This window comes from Caulobacter sp. SRI_014, assembly GCF_057586315.1.
This window is the reverse complement of record NZ_JBYCZQ010000005.1, coordinates 107,699-125,198: the sequence shown is the minus strand read 5'-3', so window position 1 is coordinate 125,198 and position 17,500 is coordinate 107,699. Positions and strand designations below refer to the sequence as shown.

Sequence of the window (17,500 nt, the reverse complement as noted above, 5' to 3'; positions counted from 1 at the left end):
GTCACGGCTGCGGCCCCATCTGGTGGCCGGCGACTACATCGAGATCACCTTGAAGGACGAGGTCGGGGGCGAGGAGCATGAGGGCTTCGTCGTCGGCCTGACCGGCGGCTTCGTGCTGCTGGAGGTGTTCGAGGCCTGGACCAGCGACGGGGTGCGGATCATCCCCCTGGAGCACATCGAGGCCATCGCCCGCGATCCCATTCACCGCGACCGGCAGGCGATTCTGGCCTGGAACGGGGCGGTTCCGACCGAGGCCTTCGACTGGCTGAACCTGTCGGGCTTCCGGCCGCTGTTCGCCTCGGCCCTGGCGGTGGACGCCACGGTCTGCCTGCACGACGGCGACGAGATGGAGGTCGGCAAGGTGCTGGCCGTGTTCGACGACCGGGTGCGGCTGCAACTGCTGGACGGGGCGGGGGCCTGGATGGCCGAGCCATTGGACTATCCGTTCGAGGACATCGTCATGGTCGAGACGGGGGACCAGTACAGCACGGTGTTGCGGCGGTACGCCGAGGCGATGGCGGCGAAGGGGGCGGAGGGGTAGGCGGCGCTTCCCTCCACGTCACGCTTGCTCAGGGCCGCGCGCCGCGCCATGGTCGGTCAAACACTTGTTTGGGAGAGAGACGATGATCGGTGTTGTGGCCAAGCTGTTCGTGCAGGAAGCCAAGGCGGCGGAGTTCGAAAAGGTGTTCCTGGACCTGGCGGCCAAGGTGAAGGCCAATGAGCCGGGCTGCATCGCCTATCAGCTGACCAAGAGCCGCACGGAGCCGGGCGTCTACAAGGTGCTGGAGCTCTACGCCAACGAGGACGCCCTGAAGCACCACGGCGGCACCGACTACTTCAAGGCCGCCGGCGCGGCGATGGGTCCGACCATGGCTGGCCGTCCGGAGATCGAATACCTCGACGGCGTGGAGTAGTCCGCCATGGACCTGGCCTTTTCCGACGCCGACCGGGCCTTCCAGAAGGAAGTCCGCGACTGGATCGCCGCCAACTATGACGACGGGCTGAAAGCACAGCTGGCCCAGTCGAAGAACGGCTATCTCGACAAGGCCGGCCAGGTCGCCTGGCAGAAGAAGCTGGCGGCCAGGGGCTGGGCGGCGCCCGACTGGCCCGTCGAGCTGGGCGGGCCGGGGTTCACCGCTTCGCAGCGCTACATCTTCAACATGGAGATGAGCCTGGCCGGCGTGCCGACCTCTTCGCCCATGGGGCTGAAGATGGTGGCGCCGGTGATCATGGCCTTCGGCTCGGACGAGCAGAAGGCGCAGCATCTGCCGCCGATCCTGAACTCCGACATCTGGTGGTGCCAGGGCTATTCGGAGCCGGGGTCGGGGTCCGACCTGGCCAGCCTGCAGATGAAGGCCGAGCGGGACGGGGACGACTACGTCCTCAACGGCTCGAAGATCTGGACGACGCATGCGCAGTGGGCCGACTGGATGTTCTGCCTGGTGCGGACCAGCCAGGAGGCCAAGACGCAGAACGGGATCAGCTTCCTGCTGCTGCGGATGGATACGCCGGGGATCGAGATCAAGTCTCTGCCGACGCTGGACCAGCCGGTCGACGGGCAGCAGGAGATCAACCAGGTCTTCTTCACCGACGTGCGGGTGCCGGTTTCGAACCGCATCGGGGAGGAGGGCAAGGGCTGGACCTACGCCAAGTATCTGCTCGAGTTCGAGCGGGGCAACGCCTACGCGCCGGGGCTGATGAACAGCCTCAAGAAGGTGCGGAAGATCGCGTCGGCGGAGCTGGGCGACGATGGTGAGCCGCTGATCCTCGACCACGATTTCCGCCGCAAGATCGCCGAACTGGAGATCAAGGTCGAGGCGCTGAACGCCACCGAACTGCGCATCTTCTCGGCCATGGAGGGCGGTGAGCCGGTCGGTCCGGCGTCCTCGATGCTGAAGTGCGCCGGATCGGAGGCGCAGCAGGCGATCACCGAACTGGTGCTGGAGGCGGTCGGCCACTACGCCGCGCCCTATGCGCCGGCCTTCGCGGGCGGCAACGACTACTTCCCGGGGCCGGATTATGCGGCGCCGGCGGCGGGGGCCTATTTCAACTACCGCAAGGCCTCGATCTACGCCGGCTCCAACGAGATCCAGCGGAATATCATGGCGAAGCTGGTTCTGGGGCTTTAGTCAGCGCCGCCTCACGGGATGCGGAATTGGGGGACGCGTTGGATTCCAGCGTGTCCCCTATTTCTTACGCCCCTCACATGACTCCGATTTAAGTTTACGCCGCTGCGAAAAGTGATATCACTTTCATATCAAATTCGGAGGGCTGAACATGACCGAGCACAAGGCGATCAATCGCACCAACGAGCGGCCTGGCGGCGGGATCAACGGGATCCTGGTGCTGCTGGTGGCCATCATCCTGATCGCGGCCGGGGCCACGCAGGTTCCCTTCATAGATGAGAACACGCCGCGGGCCCTGCTGGGCATCGCCGCCATCGTTCTGGGCGGCCTGGCGACGACCGGCTTCTACATGCTGCAGCCGAACGAGGCCTCGGCCATCACCCTGTTCGGCAACTACAAGGGCACGGACCGCAACACCGGCCTGCGCTGGGTGCTGCCCTGGTACGGCCGCAAGAAGGTCAGCATGCGGGTGCGCAACGTCACCAGCGAGATGCTGAAGGTCAACGACAAGGGCGGCAACCCGATCGAGATCGCGGCGAACGTCGTCTGGCGGGTGGCCGACTCGGCCCAGGCCCTGTTCGACGTCGACGACTACCAGGCCTTCATCAACATCCAGATCGAGACGGCGCTGCGCGAGACTGCCCGTCATTACGCCTATGACCACGCCGAGAACGACGAGCCGACCCTGCGGGCCGACGCCGAGGTGGTCGGGGAGCGGCTGAAGGCCGATCTGCAGGATCGGGTGGCGGTGGCCGGCATCGTCGTCGACGAATGCCACCTGATGCACCTGGCCTATGCGCCGGAAATCGCCGGGGCAATGCTGAAGCGCCAGCAGGCCCATGCGGTGCTGGCGGCCCGGGCGCTGATCGTGGCCGGCGCCGTGTCGATGGTGGAGAGCGCCCTGCAGCAGCTGTCCGAACGCGGCGTCGTCGACCTGGACGAGGAGCGCAAGGCGGCCATGGTCTCCAACCTGCTGGTGGTGCTCTGCGCCGACCGCGAGGCCCAGCCCGTGCTCAACACCGGCTCGCTCTACTAGGGCCATGGCCAGCCCCGGCAAACGCTCCTACCTGCTGAGGGTGAAGCCCGAGGTGCTCGACGCGGTCGAGCGCCTCGCGGCCGATGAGCTGCGCAGCGTCAATGCGCAGCTCGAGGTGCTGATCCGTGAAGGGTTGGCGAAGCGTGGGCGGTTGAAGAAGGACCCGCCGGAGAAGGGTTAGAGCCGGCTCACCCGGGACTGGAACAGGCGGCAGGTCATGGAGTCGACGCGATAGTCGATGTCGCGACCCTCGAAGGAGAAGAACCAGTAGACGTCTTCGGCTTCGAGGATGTCGTCCCAGGCGGCCTTGGCGGTGATGCCCCGGTCGGCGACCAGGCGGGCGATGGCCAGGTTCTGATAGGTCTTGTTGAGCGTCTCCTGCTCGGCGATCTGGGCTGGTGTCGCGCCCTGGTGTTCGATCCGCAGCTTCTGGATCCCGTGCATGTCGGCGCACCACATCAGCGCCTGCCACCAGGCCGCGCCGTTCCAGGTGGCGGCCATGGCGGGAAGGTTCTCGGCCTTCTTGTCGGCGGCGACGATCGGCGCGCGCACGTAGCCGGTGGCGGCAAAGTCCTCGGGACCGGGCGGCTCGTTAAGGGCGGCGGCAAGGGCCAGGGCAAGGAAAGCGGACATGGGCAGACTCCAGACTGAGCGCGCAGACTAGCCGGGCCCGTTTGGGTGCGAATGCCTAAAATATGGGGGAGAGTGGCGCGAATGACGGGACTCGAACCCGCGACCTCCGGCGTGACAGGCCGGCGCTCTAACCAACTGAGCTACATCCGCATCGCTTCGCAGCAGCGCGAGGAGGGCGGAATAGGGGGATGCTCCAGCGGTGTCAAGCGAAGGCCGAAAGCTTTTTGAGGACGGTCCTGAAATTCAGTGTCCGGGCGGCTTGTAGGGGATGACGGGGGCCCCTGGCGCCGCTGCGGCCGGGGCCGTGTAATGGAAGGGAGCGGCGGGTCCCGTGGGCCACTGCATCACGCCCCACAGGCCGGTGACGCCAAGGGCCACGACCATGAAGGCCATGCTGAAGGGCAGCACCGAGCTCATCAACCCGCCGACCCCCAGGGTGGGAATCCAGCGCTGGGCGAAGGCCAGCACCAGGGGGAAGTAGGGCATCAGGGGGCTGGCCATGTTGACGGTCGAATCGCCCATGCGGTAGGCGGCGGTGGTCATCTCCGGGCTGACGCCCAGCAGCATGAACATCGGCACCAACACCGGGGCCAGCGCCGCCCACTTGGCCGAGGCCGAGCCGATGAAGAGGTCGAGGAAGGCGGTCAGGACGACGACGCCCAGCAGCATGACGACCAGCGGCACGCCGGTGGCCTTCAGCGCCTCGGCCCCGTTGATGGCGACGATGGCCCCCAGGTTCGACCAGGTGAACATGGCGATGAAGTGGGCGGCGGCGAAGGCCAGGACGATGTAGGGCGCCATGGCGATCATTGACTCGCCGGCCAGCCGTACGACGTCGCGGTGGCTTTTGATGACCCCGACGCTGGCCCCGAAGGCGATGCCGGCCATCAGGAACAGCACGAAGAAGCCGGCGACCAGAGATCGGAAGAAGGGCGTCCACTGGCCCATGCCGGCGACGGTGCGGTCGAGCAGGGGGCCGGTCGGCAGCAGGGCCATCAGCGTCCAGAGGCCGACGACGCCGAGCACCGCGAGGCCGGCCAGGATCAGGCCTTTGCGCTCTTCCGGGGCCAGGGGCATGTCGGAGGGCTTGTGATCCTCCGGCGGGATCCAGGGGCCGAGCCGCGGCTCGACGATGGCCTCGGTGACCCACCAGCCGATGGGCACGAAGAAGGCGGCGGCGGCGGCGGTGAACCACCAGTTGCCGACCAGGTTCACCTTCCAGCCGGCGTCAAGGATATGCACCGCCGGCTCGGTGAAACCGAGGATCAGGGCGTCGAACTGGCTGGGGGTCGGATTGCCGGCGAAGGCCCCGACGCAGGCGGAGAAGGCGGCGGCCATGCCGGCCAGGGGGTGCCTGCCGGCGGCGGCGAAGGCGACGCCCGCCAGCGGGATGAGCACGACAAAGCCGCTGTCGACGGCCTGGTTGCTGAGCAGTCCCAGCAGGATGATGACCGGGGCCAGCAGCCGCCTGGGCGTGTGGCGGACGAGGCCCCGGATGGCGGCGCTGAGCAGGCCCACGCGTTCGGCGACCCCGGCGCCCAGCATGACCAGCAGCACCATGCCCAGCGGCGGGAAGCTGGTCAGGGTCCTGGGCATCTCGACGAACAGTTTGCGCAGGTTCTCGGCCGACAGCAGGCTCTGGGCGGTCATCACCTCCTGGGTCGCCGGATTGACCACCGACAGGCCGATCTGGGCGCAGATCGCGCTGGCCAGAACCAGCGCGCCGATCAGCCAGACGAAGATAAAGACCGGGTCGGGGAGCTTGTCGCCGAGGCGCTCAACGCCGTCGAGGAATCGGAGGGCCAGCGGGCGCTTAGTCATAACGGCGATATCGGCATGGCGCCGAAGATTCAGCAAGCTTGCAGAACCCTTTGAACCCCCGCAGTCCTTGGTCTACAACGCGCGCGACTCCTCCCCGGGGAAACCATGGACGCCTTCCTGCTCAACTACCTGCCCATCCTGATCTTTCTCGGGATCGCGCTGGTCATCGGCCTTGTCTTCATCTTCGGCGCCGCCATCCTGGCGCCGTCCGCGCCGGACCCGGAAAAGGTCAGCGCCTATGAGTGCGGGTTCAACGCCTTCGACGACGCGCGGATGAAATTCGACGTGCGGTTCTACCTCGTGTCGATCCTGTTCATCATCTTCGACCTGGAAGTGGCCTTCCTGTTCCCCTGGGCGGTCAGCCTGATGAACCTGCCCAAGGACGCCTCGATCTTCGCCTTCTGGTCGATGATGCTTTTCCTGGGCGTGCTCACCGTCGGCTTTATCTACGAATGGAAGAAGGGAGCCCTGGAATGGGAGTAATCGTTCCGGGCAGCACGGCTGCGGTTCCGGCGCAAGTCCCCGCTCTTGGGGCAGCCCGCTCCACCGTTCCGGCCTACGACCCCAAGGTCCACGACCCCTATTTCGACGCCATTTCCGACCGCCTGGCCGACAAGGGCTTCGTGGTCGCGGCGGCCGACGACCTGATCACCTGGGCCCGCACCGGTTCACTGATGTGGATGACCTTCGGCCTGGCCTGCTGCGCCGTCGAGATGATGCACTCGGCCATGCCGCGCTATGACCTTGAGCGCTACGGCTTCGCCCCGCGCGCCAGCCCGCGCCAGTCGGACGTGATGATCGTCGCCGGCACCCTGACCAACAAGATGGCCCCCGCCCTGCGCAAGGTCTACGACCAGATGCCGGAGCCCCGCTACGTCATCTCCATGGGCAGCTGCGCCAACGGCGGCGGCTACTACTATTACAGCTACAGCGTCGTGCGCGGTTGCGACCGCGTGGTGCCGGTGGACATCTATGTCCCGGGCTGCCCGCCGACCGCCGAGGCGCTGGTCTACGGCGTGCTGCAGCTGCAGAAGAAGATCCGCCGGACGGGGACCATCGAGCGATGAGCCTGACCCATGCCGAACTGGACGCCAGCCTCGAAGCGCTCGGCCAGTCCATCGTTGCCAACAGCGCCGGTTCGATCGTCGCCTACAAGGTCGAGTTCGGGGAGTTGACCGTCAGCGCCCAGACGACCCGCATCGTCGAGGCCCTGACCCAGCTGCGGGATCATCCGGACTACCGGTTCCACCAGTTGATCGATCTCGCCGGCGTCGACTATCCCGAGCGGGCCCAGCGGTTCGACGTCGTCTACCACCTGCTGTCGATGGTGAAGAACCACCGCATCCGGGTGAAGGTCGCCACCGACGAGGACACCGCGGTGCCGTCGATCACGGCCGTCTACCCGGTCGCCGACTGGTTCGAGCGCGAGGCGTTCGACATGTACGGCATCTTCTTCGACAACCACCCCGACCTGCGCCGCATCCTGACCGACTACGGGTTCCATGGGCATCCGCTGCGCAAGGACTTCCCGATGACCGGCTATGTCGAGGTTCGCTATGACGACGAACTGAAGCGGGTGGTCTACGAGCCGGTGAAGATCGCCGAATTCCGCAACTTCGATTTCCTCAGCCCCTGGGAAGGCGCGCAATACGCGCTGCCCGGCGACGAGAAGGCGGAGACCAAGTGATGGCCGACGACGCTTCGATCATTCCGGCGGTCCCGGAAACCCCCGTCCGCAAGTTCAACCTCAACTTCGGCCCGCAGCACCCGGCGGCTCACGGCGTGCTGCGCCTGGTGCTGGAGCTGGACGGCGAAGTCGTCGAACGCGTCGACCCGCACATCGGCCTGCTGCATCGCGGCACCGAAAAGCTGATGGAAGCGCGGACCTATCTGCAGAACGTGCCCTATTTCGACCGCCTCGATTACGTGGCGCCGATGAACCAGGAGCACGCCTTCTGCCTGGCCATCGAGAAGCTGCTGGGCGTCGAGGTGCCGATCCGCGGCAGCCTCATCCGGGTGCTGTATTCGGAAATCGGCCGCATCCTGAACCACCTGCTCAACGTCACCACCCAGGCGATGGACGTCGGCGCCCTGACCCCGCCGCTGTGGGGATTCGAAGAGCGCGAAAAGCTGATGATCTTCTACGAGCGCGCCTGCGGCGCTCGTCTGCACAGCAACTACTTCCGTCCCGGCGGCGTCCACCAGGACCTGCCCGACCAGTTGGTCGAGGACATCGACGCCTGGGCCAAGGCCTTCCCGAAGGTCTGCGACGACATCGAGGGCCTGATCACCGAGAACCGCATCTTCAAGCAGCGCAACGTCGACATCGGCGTGGTGACCAAGGAAGAGGCCCTGGCCTGGGGCTTCTCGGGCGTGATGGTGCGCGGTTCGGGCATCGCCTGGGACCTGCGCCGCAACCAGCCCTACGAGTGCTACAACGACTTCGATTTCCAGATCCCGCTGGGCAAGAACGGCGACTGCTACGACCGTTACCTCTGCCGCATGCAGGAGATGCGCGAGTCGACCAAGATCATCCGCCAGGCCTGTGAAAAGCTGCGCACCGTGCGCGGCCCGGTGATGACCGAGGACAACAAGATCACCCCGCCGCGCCGCGCCGAGATGAAGCGGTCGATGGAAGCCCTCATCCACCACTTCAAGCTCTACACCGAAGGCTTCCGCACGCCGCCGGGCGAGGTCTACGCCCAGGTGGAAGCGCCCAAGGGCGAGTTCGGCGTCTATCTGGTCAGCGACGGCACCAACAAGCCCTACCGCTGCAAGATCCGCGCGCCGGGCTTCCCGCATCTGGCGGCCATGGACTGGATGAACCGGGGCCATATGCTGGCCGATGTGTCGGCCATCCTCGGCAGCCTGGACATCGTGTTCGGCGAGATCGACCGGTGACACCCGAAGAGGTGGTGGGCGCCCAGCTGGACGCCTACAACGCCCAGGACCTGGAGGCGATGTGCCGCTGGTTCACGTCCGGCGTCGTGGTGGCGAACCTCGGCGAGGCGCCGAACCTGACGGGCATCGAGGCCTACCGCGAACGGCATGTGGGCCTGTGGGCCCAGTTTCCGCAGAACCGCGCCGAGCTGCTGTCGCGCACCTGTGTGGCGGGCAGGGTCCTGGACCACGAGCGGGTGTTCCGTTCGCCGGACGCCGATCCCTTCGAGGTCGTGGCCATCTACACCTTCGAGAACGGCCTGATCGCCCGGGTGGATTTCGTCCGTTAAACGGGGAAGGGGGCTCGCCGTGACAATCGGTCCCTCCAACTGGATAGACCGGGGTCCACCCCTTATGTATCCTGACAGTTCACCGATCCGGAGTTTCGCCGCATGATCATTGGCCTGACCGCCGCCGCCCTGGCCGCTCTCGCAGCCGCCATCGCCGTCGCGCGCGCCCGTGAACAGCAGGCCAAGCCGGTTCGCGTCCGGGCCCGCCGGGACCGCTAGTGGAGCCGCTCGGCGCCGTTCTGGCTTTTTGCGTTCCGCTGACGACCGGGCCGGTTCCCGAGCCCACGGCCGTCGTTGATGCCTACAACGAAGCCTACAATCGCCACGACCTTAAGGGCATGGCGAAGTTCATGGCGACCGACGCCGTGGTTTCAGGCCGCAGCCTGACGGAAAACGCAACCGGGGCGGACATCGTTGAATCCGTCGGCGCGAACGTGTTCACCAACTATCCCGAGGTCAGGATCCGGGTTCATGACCGGATTTTCGCCGGCGAAACGGTTGCCCAGACGCAAAGCTATCCGGGTTCGGACCTGGAAGGCACAAGACTGACGACCTACTGGGTGTCCGGCGGCTGCATAACGGGCATGTACCTCGGCCACTAGGTCGCGGAAGCAGCGCCATCCGGCCGCGCCGCCTTCCCGGGCCGGTCCGTTTCGGCCATCCTCGACGCCATGACCTACGCCCTTCTCACGGTCCTTATGGCCATCCTCCCCTGGGTGGGCTTCAGCTGGCTGGGCTGGCGCAATTCCAGACAGATGCGCGCCGTGTTTCCGGGGGGAGAGGGTCGGCTGTTCCTGGCCATCCTGATGGCCACCATGCCGTGGTTCATGATCGCGTCGCTGTCGCTGCCGATCGGCAAGATGGTGACGCAGCTGACCGAAGCGCGGCCGGTCGAGGGCTGGGCGATCGCGGCGACCGGACTGCTGTCCGCCGCCGTGGTGCTGGCCACCGTGCTCAGCCGCAAGCTGGTCGCGACCTACATGCGCCTGCGGGCGGTTCAGGGGTGGGGCGGCGACCTGGCGCAGGCAGCCGCCGCGGCGGCGAACGCGCCCCGCTGACCCTTCACAGGTTCCCCGGTTCGGGCCAATTTGCCGACAACGGGGTCGGGCCGTGGGTCGGCGCCCTGTTGCGGCGCGAGGCTCGCGGTCGAGGCCACGGCGTATTGTAAGTGTTACCGGTCTGGGGGGACTGACCATGACTATCGTACCGCACGAAGAGTTTGCCTTTCCGCCGCTAGAGGCTTTCCTGATCACGCCCCGGTTCGTGGCCAGCGACCTGTGGGTCTGGCCGCTTTATGTGGTGCTGCTGTTCCTGTGGTTGCGGTCGATCCACAAGGCGGCCGGCCTTACCGGGCGGGACATCGACATCCTGACGGCCGTGCGGGTCCTGAACGGGCTGTTCCTGTGGGGATCAATCATCGCGCTCGGCAACGCCGTGCACCGGGTGACCGACGATGTCATCGTCTCCGGCCTGTGGGTGGGGGTGGTGCTGACCCTGTCGAATCTGGCCTATCAGGGGGTGCTGAAATACAGCCCGCTGGCCCCGATCGACAAACGGGCGCGGGCGGCGGTCGACGCCTCCCGTGCGGAGGCCAAGGCCAGGCAGGAGGCTTACAAGCAGGCCAAGGCGCGCGGCCAGATGTTCGTCGACCCGGCCCCTTCGGCAGCCGACGCAGCGAGTGACGGGCCGGTGGCCCAGCCGGTCCGCCGCCAGCGGGTGCATGTGGCCCGCGACAGCCCCGCCGACGCCCGCCAGCAGGTCTCGGCCCTGATGCGGCGCGACCTGTTCGCCGACCCGCCCCCGCCCGCGGAACCGGCGCCCCAGGCGGAAAAGCCGCCAGTGGCCTGACGGCCATTGTCGCGCTGCGGCGGTCAGGCTACATCGGCGCGAATTGCCTGACCCGGCCAGGGAGTCTTTCGCGAGTCTCCGGGCCGTGGCCGTTTCGCTGGAAGACCGTTTCATGTCCGTCCGCCGCCTTGCCAAAGACCAGCCCGACAGCTTCGCCTTCTCGAAAGAGTCGATGAAGGACGTCAATTTCTGGCTGGCCAAATACCCGGCCGCCCGCAAGCAGTCGGGCTCCATCCCGCTGCTGTGGATCGCCCAGAAGCAGGAAGGCTGGGTCAGCAAGCCGGCCATCGAGCTGATCGCCCAGATGCTGGAGATGCCGGTCATCCGCGTGCTCGAGGTAGCCACCTTCTACACCATGTTCCAGCTGGAGCCGGTCGGTAAGGTCGCCTTCGTGCAGCTGTGCGGCACCACCCCCTGCATGATCCGTGGGGCCGGTTCGCTGATCGATGTCTTGAAGAAGAAGATCGGCCCGAAGAACCACGTCTCAGCCGACGGCAAGTTCAGCTGGGAAGAGGTCGAGTGCCTCGGCGCCTGCTGCAACGCCCCGATGGCGGCGATCAACGACTACTACTACGAAGACCTGACGCCCGAGAGCCTGTCGCAGATCCTCGACGACTTCGCGGCCGGCAAGAAGCCCAAGCCCGGCTCCTACGACGGCCGGGGCGCTTCGGAGCCCAAGGGCGCGATCCACACCCTGACCGATCCCAAGCTGTACGACGGCAGCTACGCCAAGAAGATCAAACTGCCCAACGCCCCGGAAAAGGCCAAGAAGGCCAAGGCCGCCAAGGCGCCCGCCTGATCCATGGCTGACAAGCCGACCCTGCGCGAGATGATCGCCTACCGGCCCTTGGTCATTGCCTGGGTCTGGGAGCTCGCCTGCACGCTGGGCGCTTTCGCGGCGATCGCGGTGTACGACAGCATTCCGGCCTTCTTCGGCCTGGTCTTCGCCGGCATCATCCCCTTCACGGTCGTGTTCCTGATGTTCATGCAGGCCCGAAAGCGCGGTGAGCCGGCCTCCCGACCGGGGAGCATCGTGGAATGAGCGACGAACACCTCGAGGAAGCCGAGATCCTCAAGCGGCGCATCGCCTACATCGACACCCTGCGCGGCCTCCATCGCTTCGAGCGGCTGGTCGGGCTGGTCATCATCCTGATCGGGGTCGGCATCGTGGTCGCCTCGACCTATACCGCCCTGCCCAAGCTGGCCGTGCTGTTCGGCTATGCCCTGCTGGCGGCCGGTTGGGTGGTGTTCTTCTACGTGATCTGGAAGCGGACGGCCTGGCGACGGGCCAACCCCTTCGAAACCTGGAATCCCTGACGGGGGCGTTTCCCCGAAAGGCCAATAGCTGATAGGGCGGGGCGTTCCCGCGAGAAAGAGACGAGACTACCGATGGTCGGCATCCTGGAAGACAAGGACCGCATCTTCACCAACCTCTACGGCCTCCACGACTGGGGTCTGGAAGGGGCGAAGAAGCGCGGCTGCTGGAACGCCACCAAGGACATGCTGGACGCCGGCGCGCCCTGGATCATCGACAACATCAAGAACAGCGGCCTGCGCGGGCGGGGCGGCGCCGGCTTCGGCACGGGCCTGAAGTGGTCCTTCATGCCCAAGGAAGTGAAGGACGGCCGTCCCCACTACCTGGTGGTCAACGCCGACGAGTCCGAGCCGGGCACCTGCAAGGACCGGGAGATCATGCGCCATGATCCCCACCTGCTGATCGAAGGGTGCCTGATCGCGTCGTTCGCGATGCAGGCCCACGCCTGTTACATCTACATCCGCGGCGAATACGTGCGTGAGCGCGAGATCATGGAAGCCGCCATCAAGCAGGCCTACGAGGCCAAATTGATCGGCAAGGACAACGTCCACGGCTGGGATTTCGACCTCTACATGCACCACGGCGGCGGGGCCTACATCTGTGGGGAAGAGACCGCGCTGCTGGAAAGCCTGGAAGGCAAGAAGGGCCAACCCCGTCTGAAGCCCCCGTTCCCGGCCGGGGCCGGCCTCTATGGCTGCCCGACGACGGTGAACAACGTCGAGTCCATCGCCGTGGTCGGCACCATCCTGCGCCGGGGCGCCGAGTGGTTCGCCGGTTTCGGGCGGCCGAACAACACCGGCACCAAGCTGTTCTGCATCTCCGGCCACGTGAACCTGCCGTGCAACGTCGAAGAGGCGATGAGCATCAAGTTCCGGACCTTGATCGAGGACCATTGCGGCGGCATCCGGGGCGGCTGGGGCAACCTGAAGGCCGTCATCCCGGGCGGCGCCTCGGTGCCGATGATTCCGGCCGAGCAGTGCGAAGACCTGTTCATGGACTTCGACGCCCTGCGCGAACTGAAGTCGGGCCTGGGCACGGCGGCGGTCATGGTCATGGACAAGGACACCGATCTCGTCCGCGCCATCGCCCGGCTGAGCTACTTCTACAAGCATGAGAGCTGCGGCCAGTGCACGCCGTGCCGCGAAGGCACCGGCTGGATGTGGCGGGTGATGGAGCGCATGGCGACCGGCGAGGCCGACATGAAGGAAATCGACACCCTGCTGGATGTCACCACGCAGGTCGAAGGCCACACCATTTGCGCCCTTGGCGACGCGGCGGCCTGGCCGATCCAGGGCCTGTTCCGCCACTTCCGCCATGAGGTCGAGGACCGCATCTCGAGCTACCGCGCCGGCAAGCCGCACGTGCAGGGCGCGACCCTGGTCGCGGCCGAGTAGGGCAGGGCGGCGTGGGAGTCGCCATCGTCCTGTTTGCACTCGCCCTCGCGGCGGCGCCTCTGGTGGCAGCCACCATTCTTGCCCACCGAATGGGGCGGCGAGGCCTTTGGAAGGTCTGGCCGTCGGTTGTCGGTGTCTTGTTCAGCCTGGCTACGGGCGCAGGCTCATTGGTCTCCACAGGCGGCGCAGTGGCATTCTTCCCAATTCTGGCTGGCGGCTACGTAGCCTGCCTGTCCCTGCTGGTGGCGCTTGTGATCATGCGGGCGGCGCCGGCGTCTGAAGCAGACGTGTTTTGAGCACCTGGCGCCTGGTTGCGGAGATCGAAGACCCCGTCTTCCTCCCGAACCTGCTCACCTTCGCCCCGCAGGCGCTGATCTATTCCCTGCCGCTCGGCGCCATGTCGGTGATCCTGCACAGAGCCGGCCGGCGCGGCATCTGGCCGAGCTTTCCCTGGGTCCTGGCGATGTTGTGCGGCCCGGTCTACGCCATGCTGTTCTGGCTGGCGCAGGGCCAGGGCTACTACCAGTACGGCTTCATCAACGGCTGTATCTCCAGCTGGGCCAGCGGGGCCGGCATCTCGGTCGGCATCTGCGTGGTGCTGTTCGCCGTCATCGGCCTGGCCCCGCCGCCGCATCTTCCAAAGGACTGACCCTGAGGGTTGCGAGCCGGCGCGGCGCACGCGAGGATGGCCGCCGGTTTTGGGGATGGGGCAATGTTCGGGCTGGCGTTCACGTTGGGTGAGACCCTCGGGCTGATCTTCACCCTGGTCATCAGCCTCATTCCGATCATCGCGGCGACGGCGCTGTTCTGGCGCGGTTTTCGCCGGCGCTGGTGGCCCGTCTTGCCCGGCGGCCTGTTTCTACTGGCGCTGCCGCTGATCGGGCTGGTGGTCTGGGGGACCGGTGGCATGGATAGTTCCGATGGCCCGGCCTTCGGGATCGCGGCGACCATTTTCCTCAGCGGTTGGGTGGCGTTGGGTCTGGCCCTGGCGACCCTGGCCATCGCCGGACCCAAATGGCCGACCCTCAATGTCAGTGAAGTGTTCTGATCATGTCGGACGACGAGATCATCGCCTTCAGCATCTTCGCCCTTGTGGCGGTGATTCCCCTCTTCGCCGCCTGCGTGGTCGCCCACAGGTACCGTCGGGGGCGGTGGTGGGTGGCCGCGCCCTGGCTGCTGCTTCTGGGCCTGGCGGCGCTGGGCGCACAGCTGCTCTACAGCATGGGGGACTTCGGTCCTGGAAACGATGTCACAGTGAACCTGCTGATGATCCTGCTCATCTCGGCCTGGCTTGCCACGACCATATTCCTGATCGCCCTGGTCATTGCCGGGCCAATCCTGCCGCCGTCGGCGAACATCGGGCGAAGATAGGGTTGCGGCCCGCCGCCGCCGCATCGAATATCCCCTCCGGGGCGACGCCGTTGCGGCGGTCGCAAGAGGGCGAAATTCATGCGCGGCAAGGTACTTTCCTACAGCGACCTGGACGGCACGGGCCTGATCAGCGGCGACGATGGTCAGCGCTATCCGTTCACGCGCGGCGACCTGGGCGGCGGCACGCGCAGCGTGGTGCCCGGCACCGAGGTCGACTTCGAGCCGGAAGAGGGCGCGGCCCGCAACATCTATGTCACCACCCCGGCCTATGGCGGGCTGTCGGGCGACAAGAACAAGATCGTCGCCGCCCTGCTGGCCTTCTTCCTGGGCTGGCTGGGCATCCACAAGTTCTACCTCGGCAAGACCAACGCCGGGATCATCATGCTGCTGTGCGGCACCATCGGCTGGATCCTGCTGGCCATCCCGCCGCTGATCGTCAGCATCATCGCCTTCGTCGAGTTCATCATCTACCTCGTGAAGTCGGACCAGCAGTTCCACGAGGACTATGTCGTGGGCGACAAGAGCTGGTTCTAGGCGGCGATAGACGCTCCGAGGCGTGTGCTCCGGGGCGGCCAGTTGCGAGCGTTTCTCAATGCGTCCGGACCCCTTGAACCTGCGGGGAAACCGGTGCACTCAGCCGCCCAATTGTTAGTCCCGGACGAACTATGCCCAAAGCCAAGGTCAACGGCGTCGAGGTCGAATTCGAGCCCGGCATGACGGTGCTCCAGGTGGCCGAGATCGCGGGGGAGGAAATCCCCCGGTTCTGCTACCACGAGCGCCTCAGCATCGCCGGCAACTGCCGCATGTGCCTCGTTGAGGTGAAGCCGGGGCCGCCCAAGCCGCAGGCGAGCTGCGCCCTGCCGGCCGCCGAGGGCCAGGAGATCTTCACCAAGACTCCGATGGTCAAGAAGGCCCGCGAAGGGGTGATGGAGTTCCTGCTCATCAACCACCCGCTGGACTGCCCGATCTGCGACCAGGGCGGCGAGTGCGACCTGCAGGACCAGGCGATGGGCTACGGGCGGGACGAGACCCGCTACGAAGAGAACAAGCGTGCCGTCGAAGAAAAAGAGATGGGCCCGCTGATCAAGACGGTGATGACGCGCTGCATCCAGTGCACCCGCTGCGTGCGGTTCATCACCGAAGTCGCCGGCGTGCCGGAGATCGGCCTGATCTCGCGCGGCGAAGACGTTGAAATCACGACCTATCTGGGCGCCGCGGTGACCAGCGAGCTGTCGGGCAACGTCAACGACCTGTGCCCGGTCGGCGCCCTGACGCACCGGCCCTGGGCCTTCAACTACCGGCCCTGGGAACTGAAGAAGACCCAGAGCATCGACGTCATGGACGCCTTGGGCAGCGCCATCCGCGTCGACAGCCGCGGCGCCGCCGTGCTGCGCGTGCTGCCGCGGGTGAACGAGGACATCAACGAGGAGTGGCTGAGCGACAAGAGCCGCTACGCCGTCGACGGCCTCGGCCGTCAGCGCCTCGACCGGCCGTATGTAAGGACCGGCGGCAAGCTGGCTCCCGCGACCTGGCCCGAAGCCTTCGCGGCCATCGCCGGCAAGCTGTCGACCACCGCGCCCGAAAAGGTCGGGGTCATCGCCGGCGATCTGCAGGACGCCGAATCGATGAAGGCGGCGCTGGACCTCTTCACCTCGTTGGGGGTGAGGAACCTCGACTGCCGCCAGGATGGGTCGGCGCTCGGGACCGGTCCGCGCGAAAGCTGGCTGTTCAACTCGACCCTGGCCGGCGTGGAAAACGCCGACGTGGTGCTGATCATCGGGGCCAATCCGCGCACCGAGGCCGCCGTGTTCAACACCCGCCTGCGCAAGCAGTGGGTGGCCGGCAAGACCCGCATCGGCCTGATCGGCCAGCAGGTCGACCTGACCTACAGCTACGACTACCTGGGCGCGGGCGTTTCGAGCCTGTCGGGTCTGGCCAAGTCGAAGTCCGACTTCGTCAAGGCCTTCAAGGGCGCCGAGCGTCCGGCGATCATCGTCGGCGCGGGCGCTTTCGCCCGCGAAGACGGCGCGGCGGTGCTCAAGGCGCTGGCTGGGGTGGCCAAGAGCTTCAACGTGGTGCGTGACGGCTGGAACGGCTGGAACGTGCTGCACAGCGCCGCCGCCCGCGTCGGCGGCCTCGACATGGGCTTTGTCCCCGGCGAGGGCGGCCTCTCCACTCGCGAGATGCTGAAGCCCGGCGCGCTGGACGTCCTGTTCCTGCTCGGCGCGGACGAGTGCGAGGCCTCCGCTTCGGGCGCCTTCACCGTCTATCTGGGCAGCCATGGCGACCGGGGCGCGCACAAGGCGGACGTGATCCTGCCCGGCGCCGCCTATACCGAAAAGAACGGCCTCTACGTCAACACCGAGGGCCGGGTGCAGATGGGTGAACGCGCCGTGTTCCCGAAGGGCGAGGCCCGCGAGGACTGGGCGATCATCCGGGCGCTGTCGGACCGGGTCGGCAAGACCCTGCCGTACGACAGCCTGGACGCCCTGAGAGCAAAGCTGTTCGCCGATCACCCGACCTTCGGCCAGATCGACTATGCGCCCGGCTCGGTCGCCACCAGCTTCGACCTCAGCGGCCTCGGCGCCGCCGGGGATGTCTCCGACGCGCCGCTGACCAGCGCCGTCGAGGCCTTCCACCTGACCAACCCGATCGCGCGCGCCAGCGTGACCATGGCCGAATGCGCGGCCCTGGCCTCCGGCGCCGCGAAGATGGCTGCGGAGTAG

General features: G+C 66.6%; 24 protein-coding genes and 1 tRNA gene. 22 read left to right on the top strand and 3 right to left on the bottom strand.

Annotated elements, in window-relative coordinates; genetic code table 11:
* The first annotated feature begins 22 nt into the window (after positions 1-22).
* The 5 genes from AC2YG9_RS13400 (at position 23) to AC2YG9_RS13380 (ending at position 3,343) form a co-directional block, all read left to right on the top strand.
* On the top strand, positions 23-541 hold the full coding sequence (locus AC2YG9_RS13400) for a hypothetical protein (protein WP_487298470.1): 519 nt from the start codon (positions 23-25) through the stop codon (positions 539-541).
* 82 nt (positions 542-623) lie between these two features.
* Positions 624-914, top strand: coding sequence for a putative quinol monooxygenase (locus AC2YG9_RS13395; protein ID WP_271068448.1), 291 nt, complete (start codon positions 624-626; stop codon positions 912-914).
* A gap of 6 nt (positions 915-920) precedes the next feature.
* Entirely contained in the window at positions 921-2,129 is a 1,209-nt protein-coding gene (locus tag AC2YG9_RS13390) for an acyl-CoA dehydrogenase family protein (protein WP_487298469.1), read from the top strand.
* Positions 2,130-2,277: 148 nt separating this feature from the next.
* Positions 2,278-3,162 (top strand): SPFH domain-containing protein, encoded by an 885-nt coding sequence (locus AC2YG9_RS13385; RefSeq protein ID WP_487298468.1) that lies wholly within the window; start codon positions 2,278-2,280, stop codon positions 3,160-3,162.
* Positions 3,163-3,166: 4 nt separating this feature from the next.
* The gene (locus AC2YG9_RS13380; protein ID WP_487298467.1) at positions 3,167-3,343 is read left to right on the top strand and encodes a type II toxin-antitoxin system antitoxin; all 177 of its coding nucleotides are present in this window, start codon (positions 3,167-3,169) and stop codon (positions 3,341-3,343) included.
* Here the strand turns inward: AC2YG9_RS13380 and AC2YG9_RS13375 are convergent.
* From AC2YG9_RS13375 to AC2YG9_RS13365, 3 genes are all read right to left on the bottom strand, one after another.
* Positions 3,340-3,795: a hypothetical protein gene (locus AC2YG9_RS13375; RefSeq protein ID WP_487298466.1), complete on the bottom strand. Its 456-nt coding sequence runs from the start codon at positions 3,793-3,795 to the stop codon at positions 3,340-3,342. The two genes, AC2YG9_RS13380 and AC2YG9_RS13375, sit on opposite strands and share 4 nt — an antisense overlap.
* Before the next feature lie 73 nt (positions 3,796-3,868).
* Positions 3,869-3,945: transfer RNA gene (locus tag AC2YG9_RS13370), tRNA-Asp, on the bottom strand.
* Between the two features lie 93 nt (positions 3,946-4,038).
* Positions 4,039-5,616: an AbgT family transporter gene (locus tag AC2YG9_RS13365; RefSeq protein WP_487298465.1), complete on the bottom strand. Its 1,578-nt coding sequence runs from the start codon at positions 5,614-5,616 to the stop codon at positions 4,039-4,041.
* 105 nt (positions 5,617-5,721) lie between these two features.
* Between AC2YG9_RS13365 and AC2YG9_RS13360 the strand changes: the two genes are divergently transcribed.
* The 17 genes from AC2YG9_RS13360 to nuoG all read left to right on the top strand — a co-directional run bounded on the left by AC2YG9_RS13360 (position 5,722) and on the right by nuoG (position 17,500).
* A complete protein-coding gene (locus AC2YG9_RS13360) occupies positions 5,722-6,099 on the top strand; it encodes an NADH-quinone oxidoreductase subunit A (RefSeq protein ID WP_487298464.1) in 378 nt (125 codons plus the stop codon).
* Positions 6,069-6,683, top strand: a complete 615-nt coding sequence (locus AC2YG9_RS13355; protein WP_487298463.1) for a NuoB/complex I 20 kDa subunit family protein — start codon at positions 6,069-6,071, stop codon at positions 6,681-6,683. Before AC2YG9_RS13360 ends, AC2YG9_RS13355 begins: the two co-directional genes overlap by 31 nt.
* Positions 6,680-7,303, top strand: coding sequence for an NADH-quinone oxidoreductase subunit C (locus AC2YG9_RS13350; RefSeq protein WP_487298462.1), 624 nt, complete (start codon positions 6,680-6,682; stop codon positions 7,301-7,303). The genes AC2YG9_RS13355 and AC2YG9_RS13350 overlap by 4 nt, the downstream gene beginning before the upstream one ends.
* Positions 7,303-8,517, top strand: a complete 1,215-nt coding sequence (locus AC2YG9_RS13345) for an NADH-quinone oxidoreductase subunit D (protein ID WP_487298461.1) — start codon at positions 7,303-7,305, stop codon at positions 8,515-8,517. The genes AC2YG9_RS13350 and AC2YG9_RS13345 overlap by 1 nt, the downstream gene beginning before the upstream one ends.
* Positions 8,514-8,846 (top strand): nuclear transport factor 2 family protein, encoded by a 333-nt coding sequence (locus AC2YG9_RS13340; protein ID WP_487298460.1) that lies wholly within the window; start codon positions 8,514-8,516, stop codon positions 8,844-8,846. The genes AC2YG9_RS13345 and AC2YG9_RS13340 overlap by 4 nt, the downstream gene beginning before the upstream one ends.
* A gap of 218 nt (positions 8,847-9,064) precedes the next feature.
* The gene (locus tag AC2YG9_RS13335; protein ID WP_487298459.1) at positions 9,065-9,448 is read left to right on the top strand and encodes a nuclear transport factor 2 family protein; all 384 of its coding nucleotides are present in this window, start codon (positions 9,065-9,067) and stop codon (positions 9,446-9,448) included.
* Positions 9,449-9,517: 69 nt separating this feature from the next.
* On the top strand, positions 9,518-9,904 hold the full coding sequence (locus tag AC2YG9_RS13330) for a hypothetical protein (protein ID WP_487298458.1): 387 nt from the start codon (positions 9,518-9,520) through the stop codon (positions 9,902-9,904).
* Between the two features lie 136 nt (positions 9,905-10,040).
* Entirely contained in the window at positions 10,041-10,694 is a 654-nt protein-coding gene (locus AC2YG9_RS13325) for a hypothetical protein (protein WP_487298457.1), read from the top strand.
* A gap of 112 nt (positions 10,695-10,806) precedes the next feature.
* Positions 10,807-11,493 (top strand): NADH-quinone oxidoreductase subunit NuoE, encoded by a 687-nt coding sequence (gene nuoE / locus AC2YG9_RS13320; RefSeq protein ID WP_487298456.1) that lies wholly within the window; start codon positions 10,807-10,809, stop codon positions 11,491-11,493.
* A 3-nt stretch (positions 11,494-11,496) separates the two neighbouring features.
* On the top strand, positions 11,497-11,736 hold the full coding sequence (locus tag AC2YG9_RS13315) for a hypothetical protein (protein WP_487298455.1): 240 nt from the start codon (positions 11,497-11,499) through the stop codon (positions 11,734-11,736).
* Positions 11,733-12,011 carry a hypothetical protein gene (locus tag AC2YG9_RS13310; RefSeq protein WP_487298454.1) on the top strand — a complete coding sequence of 93 codons (279 nt, stop codon included), beginning with the start codon at positions 11,733-11,735 and terminating at the stop codon, positions 12,009-12,011. The genes AC2YG9_RS13315 and AC2YG9_RS13310 overlap by 4 nt, the downstream gene beginning before the upstream one ends.
* A gap of 72 nt (positions 12,012-12,083) precedes the next feature.
* On the top strand, positions 12,084-13,403 hold the full coding sequence (nuoF, locus tag AC2YG9_RS13305) for an NADH-quinone oxidoreductase subunit NuoF (protein ID WP_487298453.1): 1,320 nt from the start codon (positions 12,084-12,086) through the stop codon (positions 13,401-13,403).
* A gap of 292 nt (positions 13,404-13,695) precedes the next feature.
* On the top strand, positions 13,696-14,052 hold the full coding sequence (locus tag AC2YG9_RS13300) for a hypothetical protein (protein WP_487298452.1): 357 nt from the start codon (positions 13,696-13,698) through the stop codon (positions 14,050-14,052).
* A 63-nt stretch (positions 14,053-14,115) separates the two neighbouring features.
* Positions 14,116-14,451 (top strand): hypothetical protein, encoded by a 336-nt coding sequence (locus tag AC2YG9_RS13295; RefSeq protein WP_487298451.1) that lies wholly within the window; start codon positions 14,116-14,118, stop codon positions 14,449-14,451.
* Positions 14,452-14,453: 2 nt separating this feature from the next.
* On the top strand, positions 14,454-14,774 hold the full coding sequence (locus AC2YG9_RS13290) for a hypothetical protein (RefSeq protein ID WP_487298450.1): 321 nt from the start codon (positions 14,454-14,456) through the stop codon (positions 14,772-14,774).
* 78 nt (positions 14,775-14,852) lie between these two features.
* Positions 14,853-15,308, top strand: coding sequence for a TM2 domain-containing protein (locus AC2YG9_RS13285; protein WP_487298449.1), 456 nt, complete (start codon positions 14,853-14,855; stop codon positions 15,306-15,308).
* 131 nt (positions 15,309-15,439) lie between these two features.
* On the top strand, positions 15,440-17,500 hold the full coding sequence (gene nuoG, locus AC2YG9_RS13280; protein ID WP_487298448.1) for an NADH-quinone oxidoreductase subunit NuoG: 2,061 nt from the start codon (positions 15,440-15,442) through the stop codon (positions 17,498-17,500).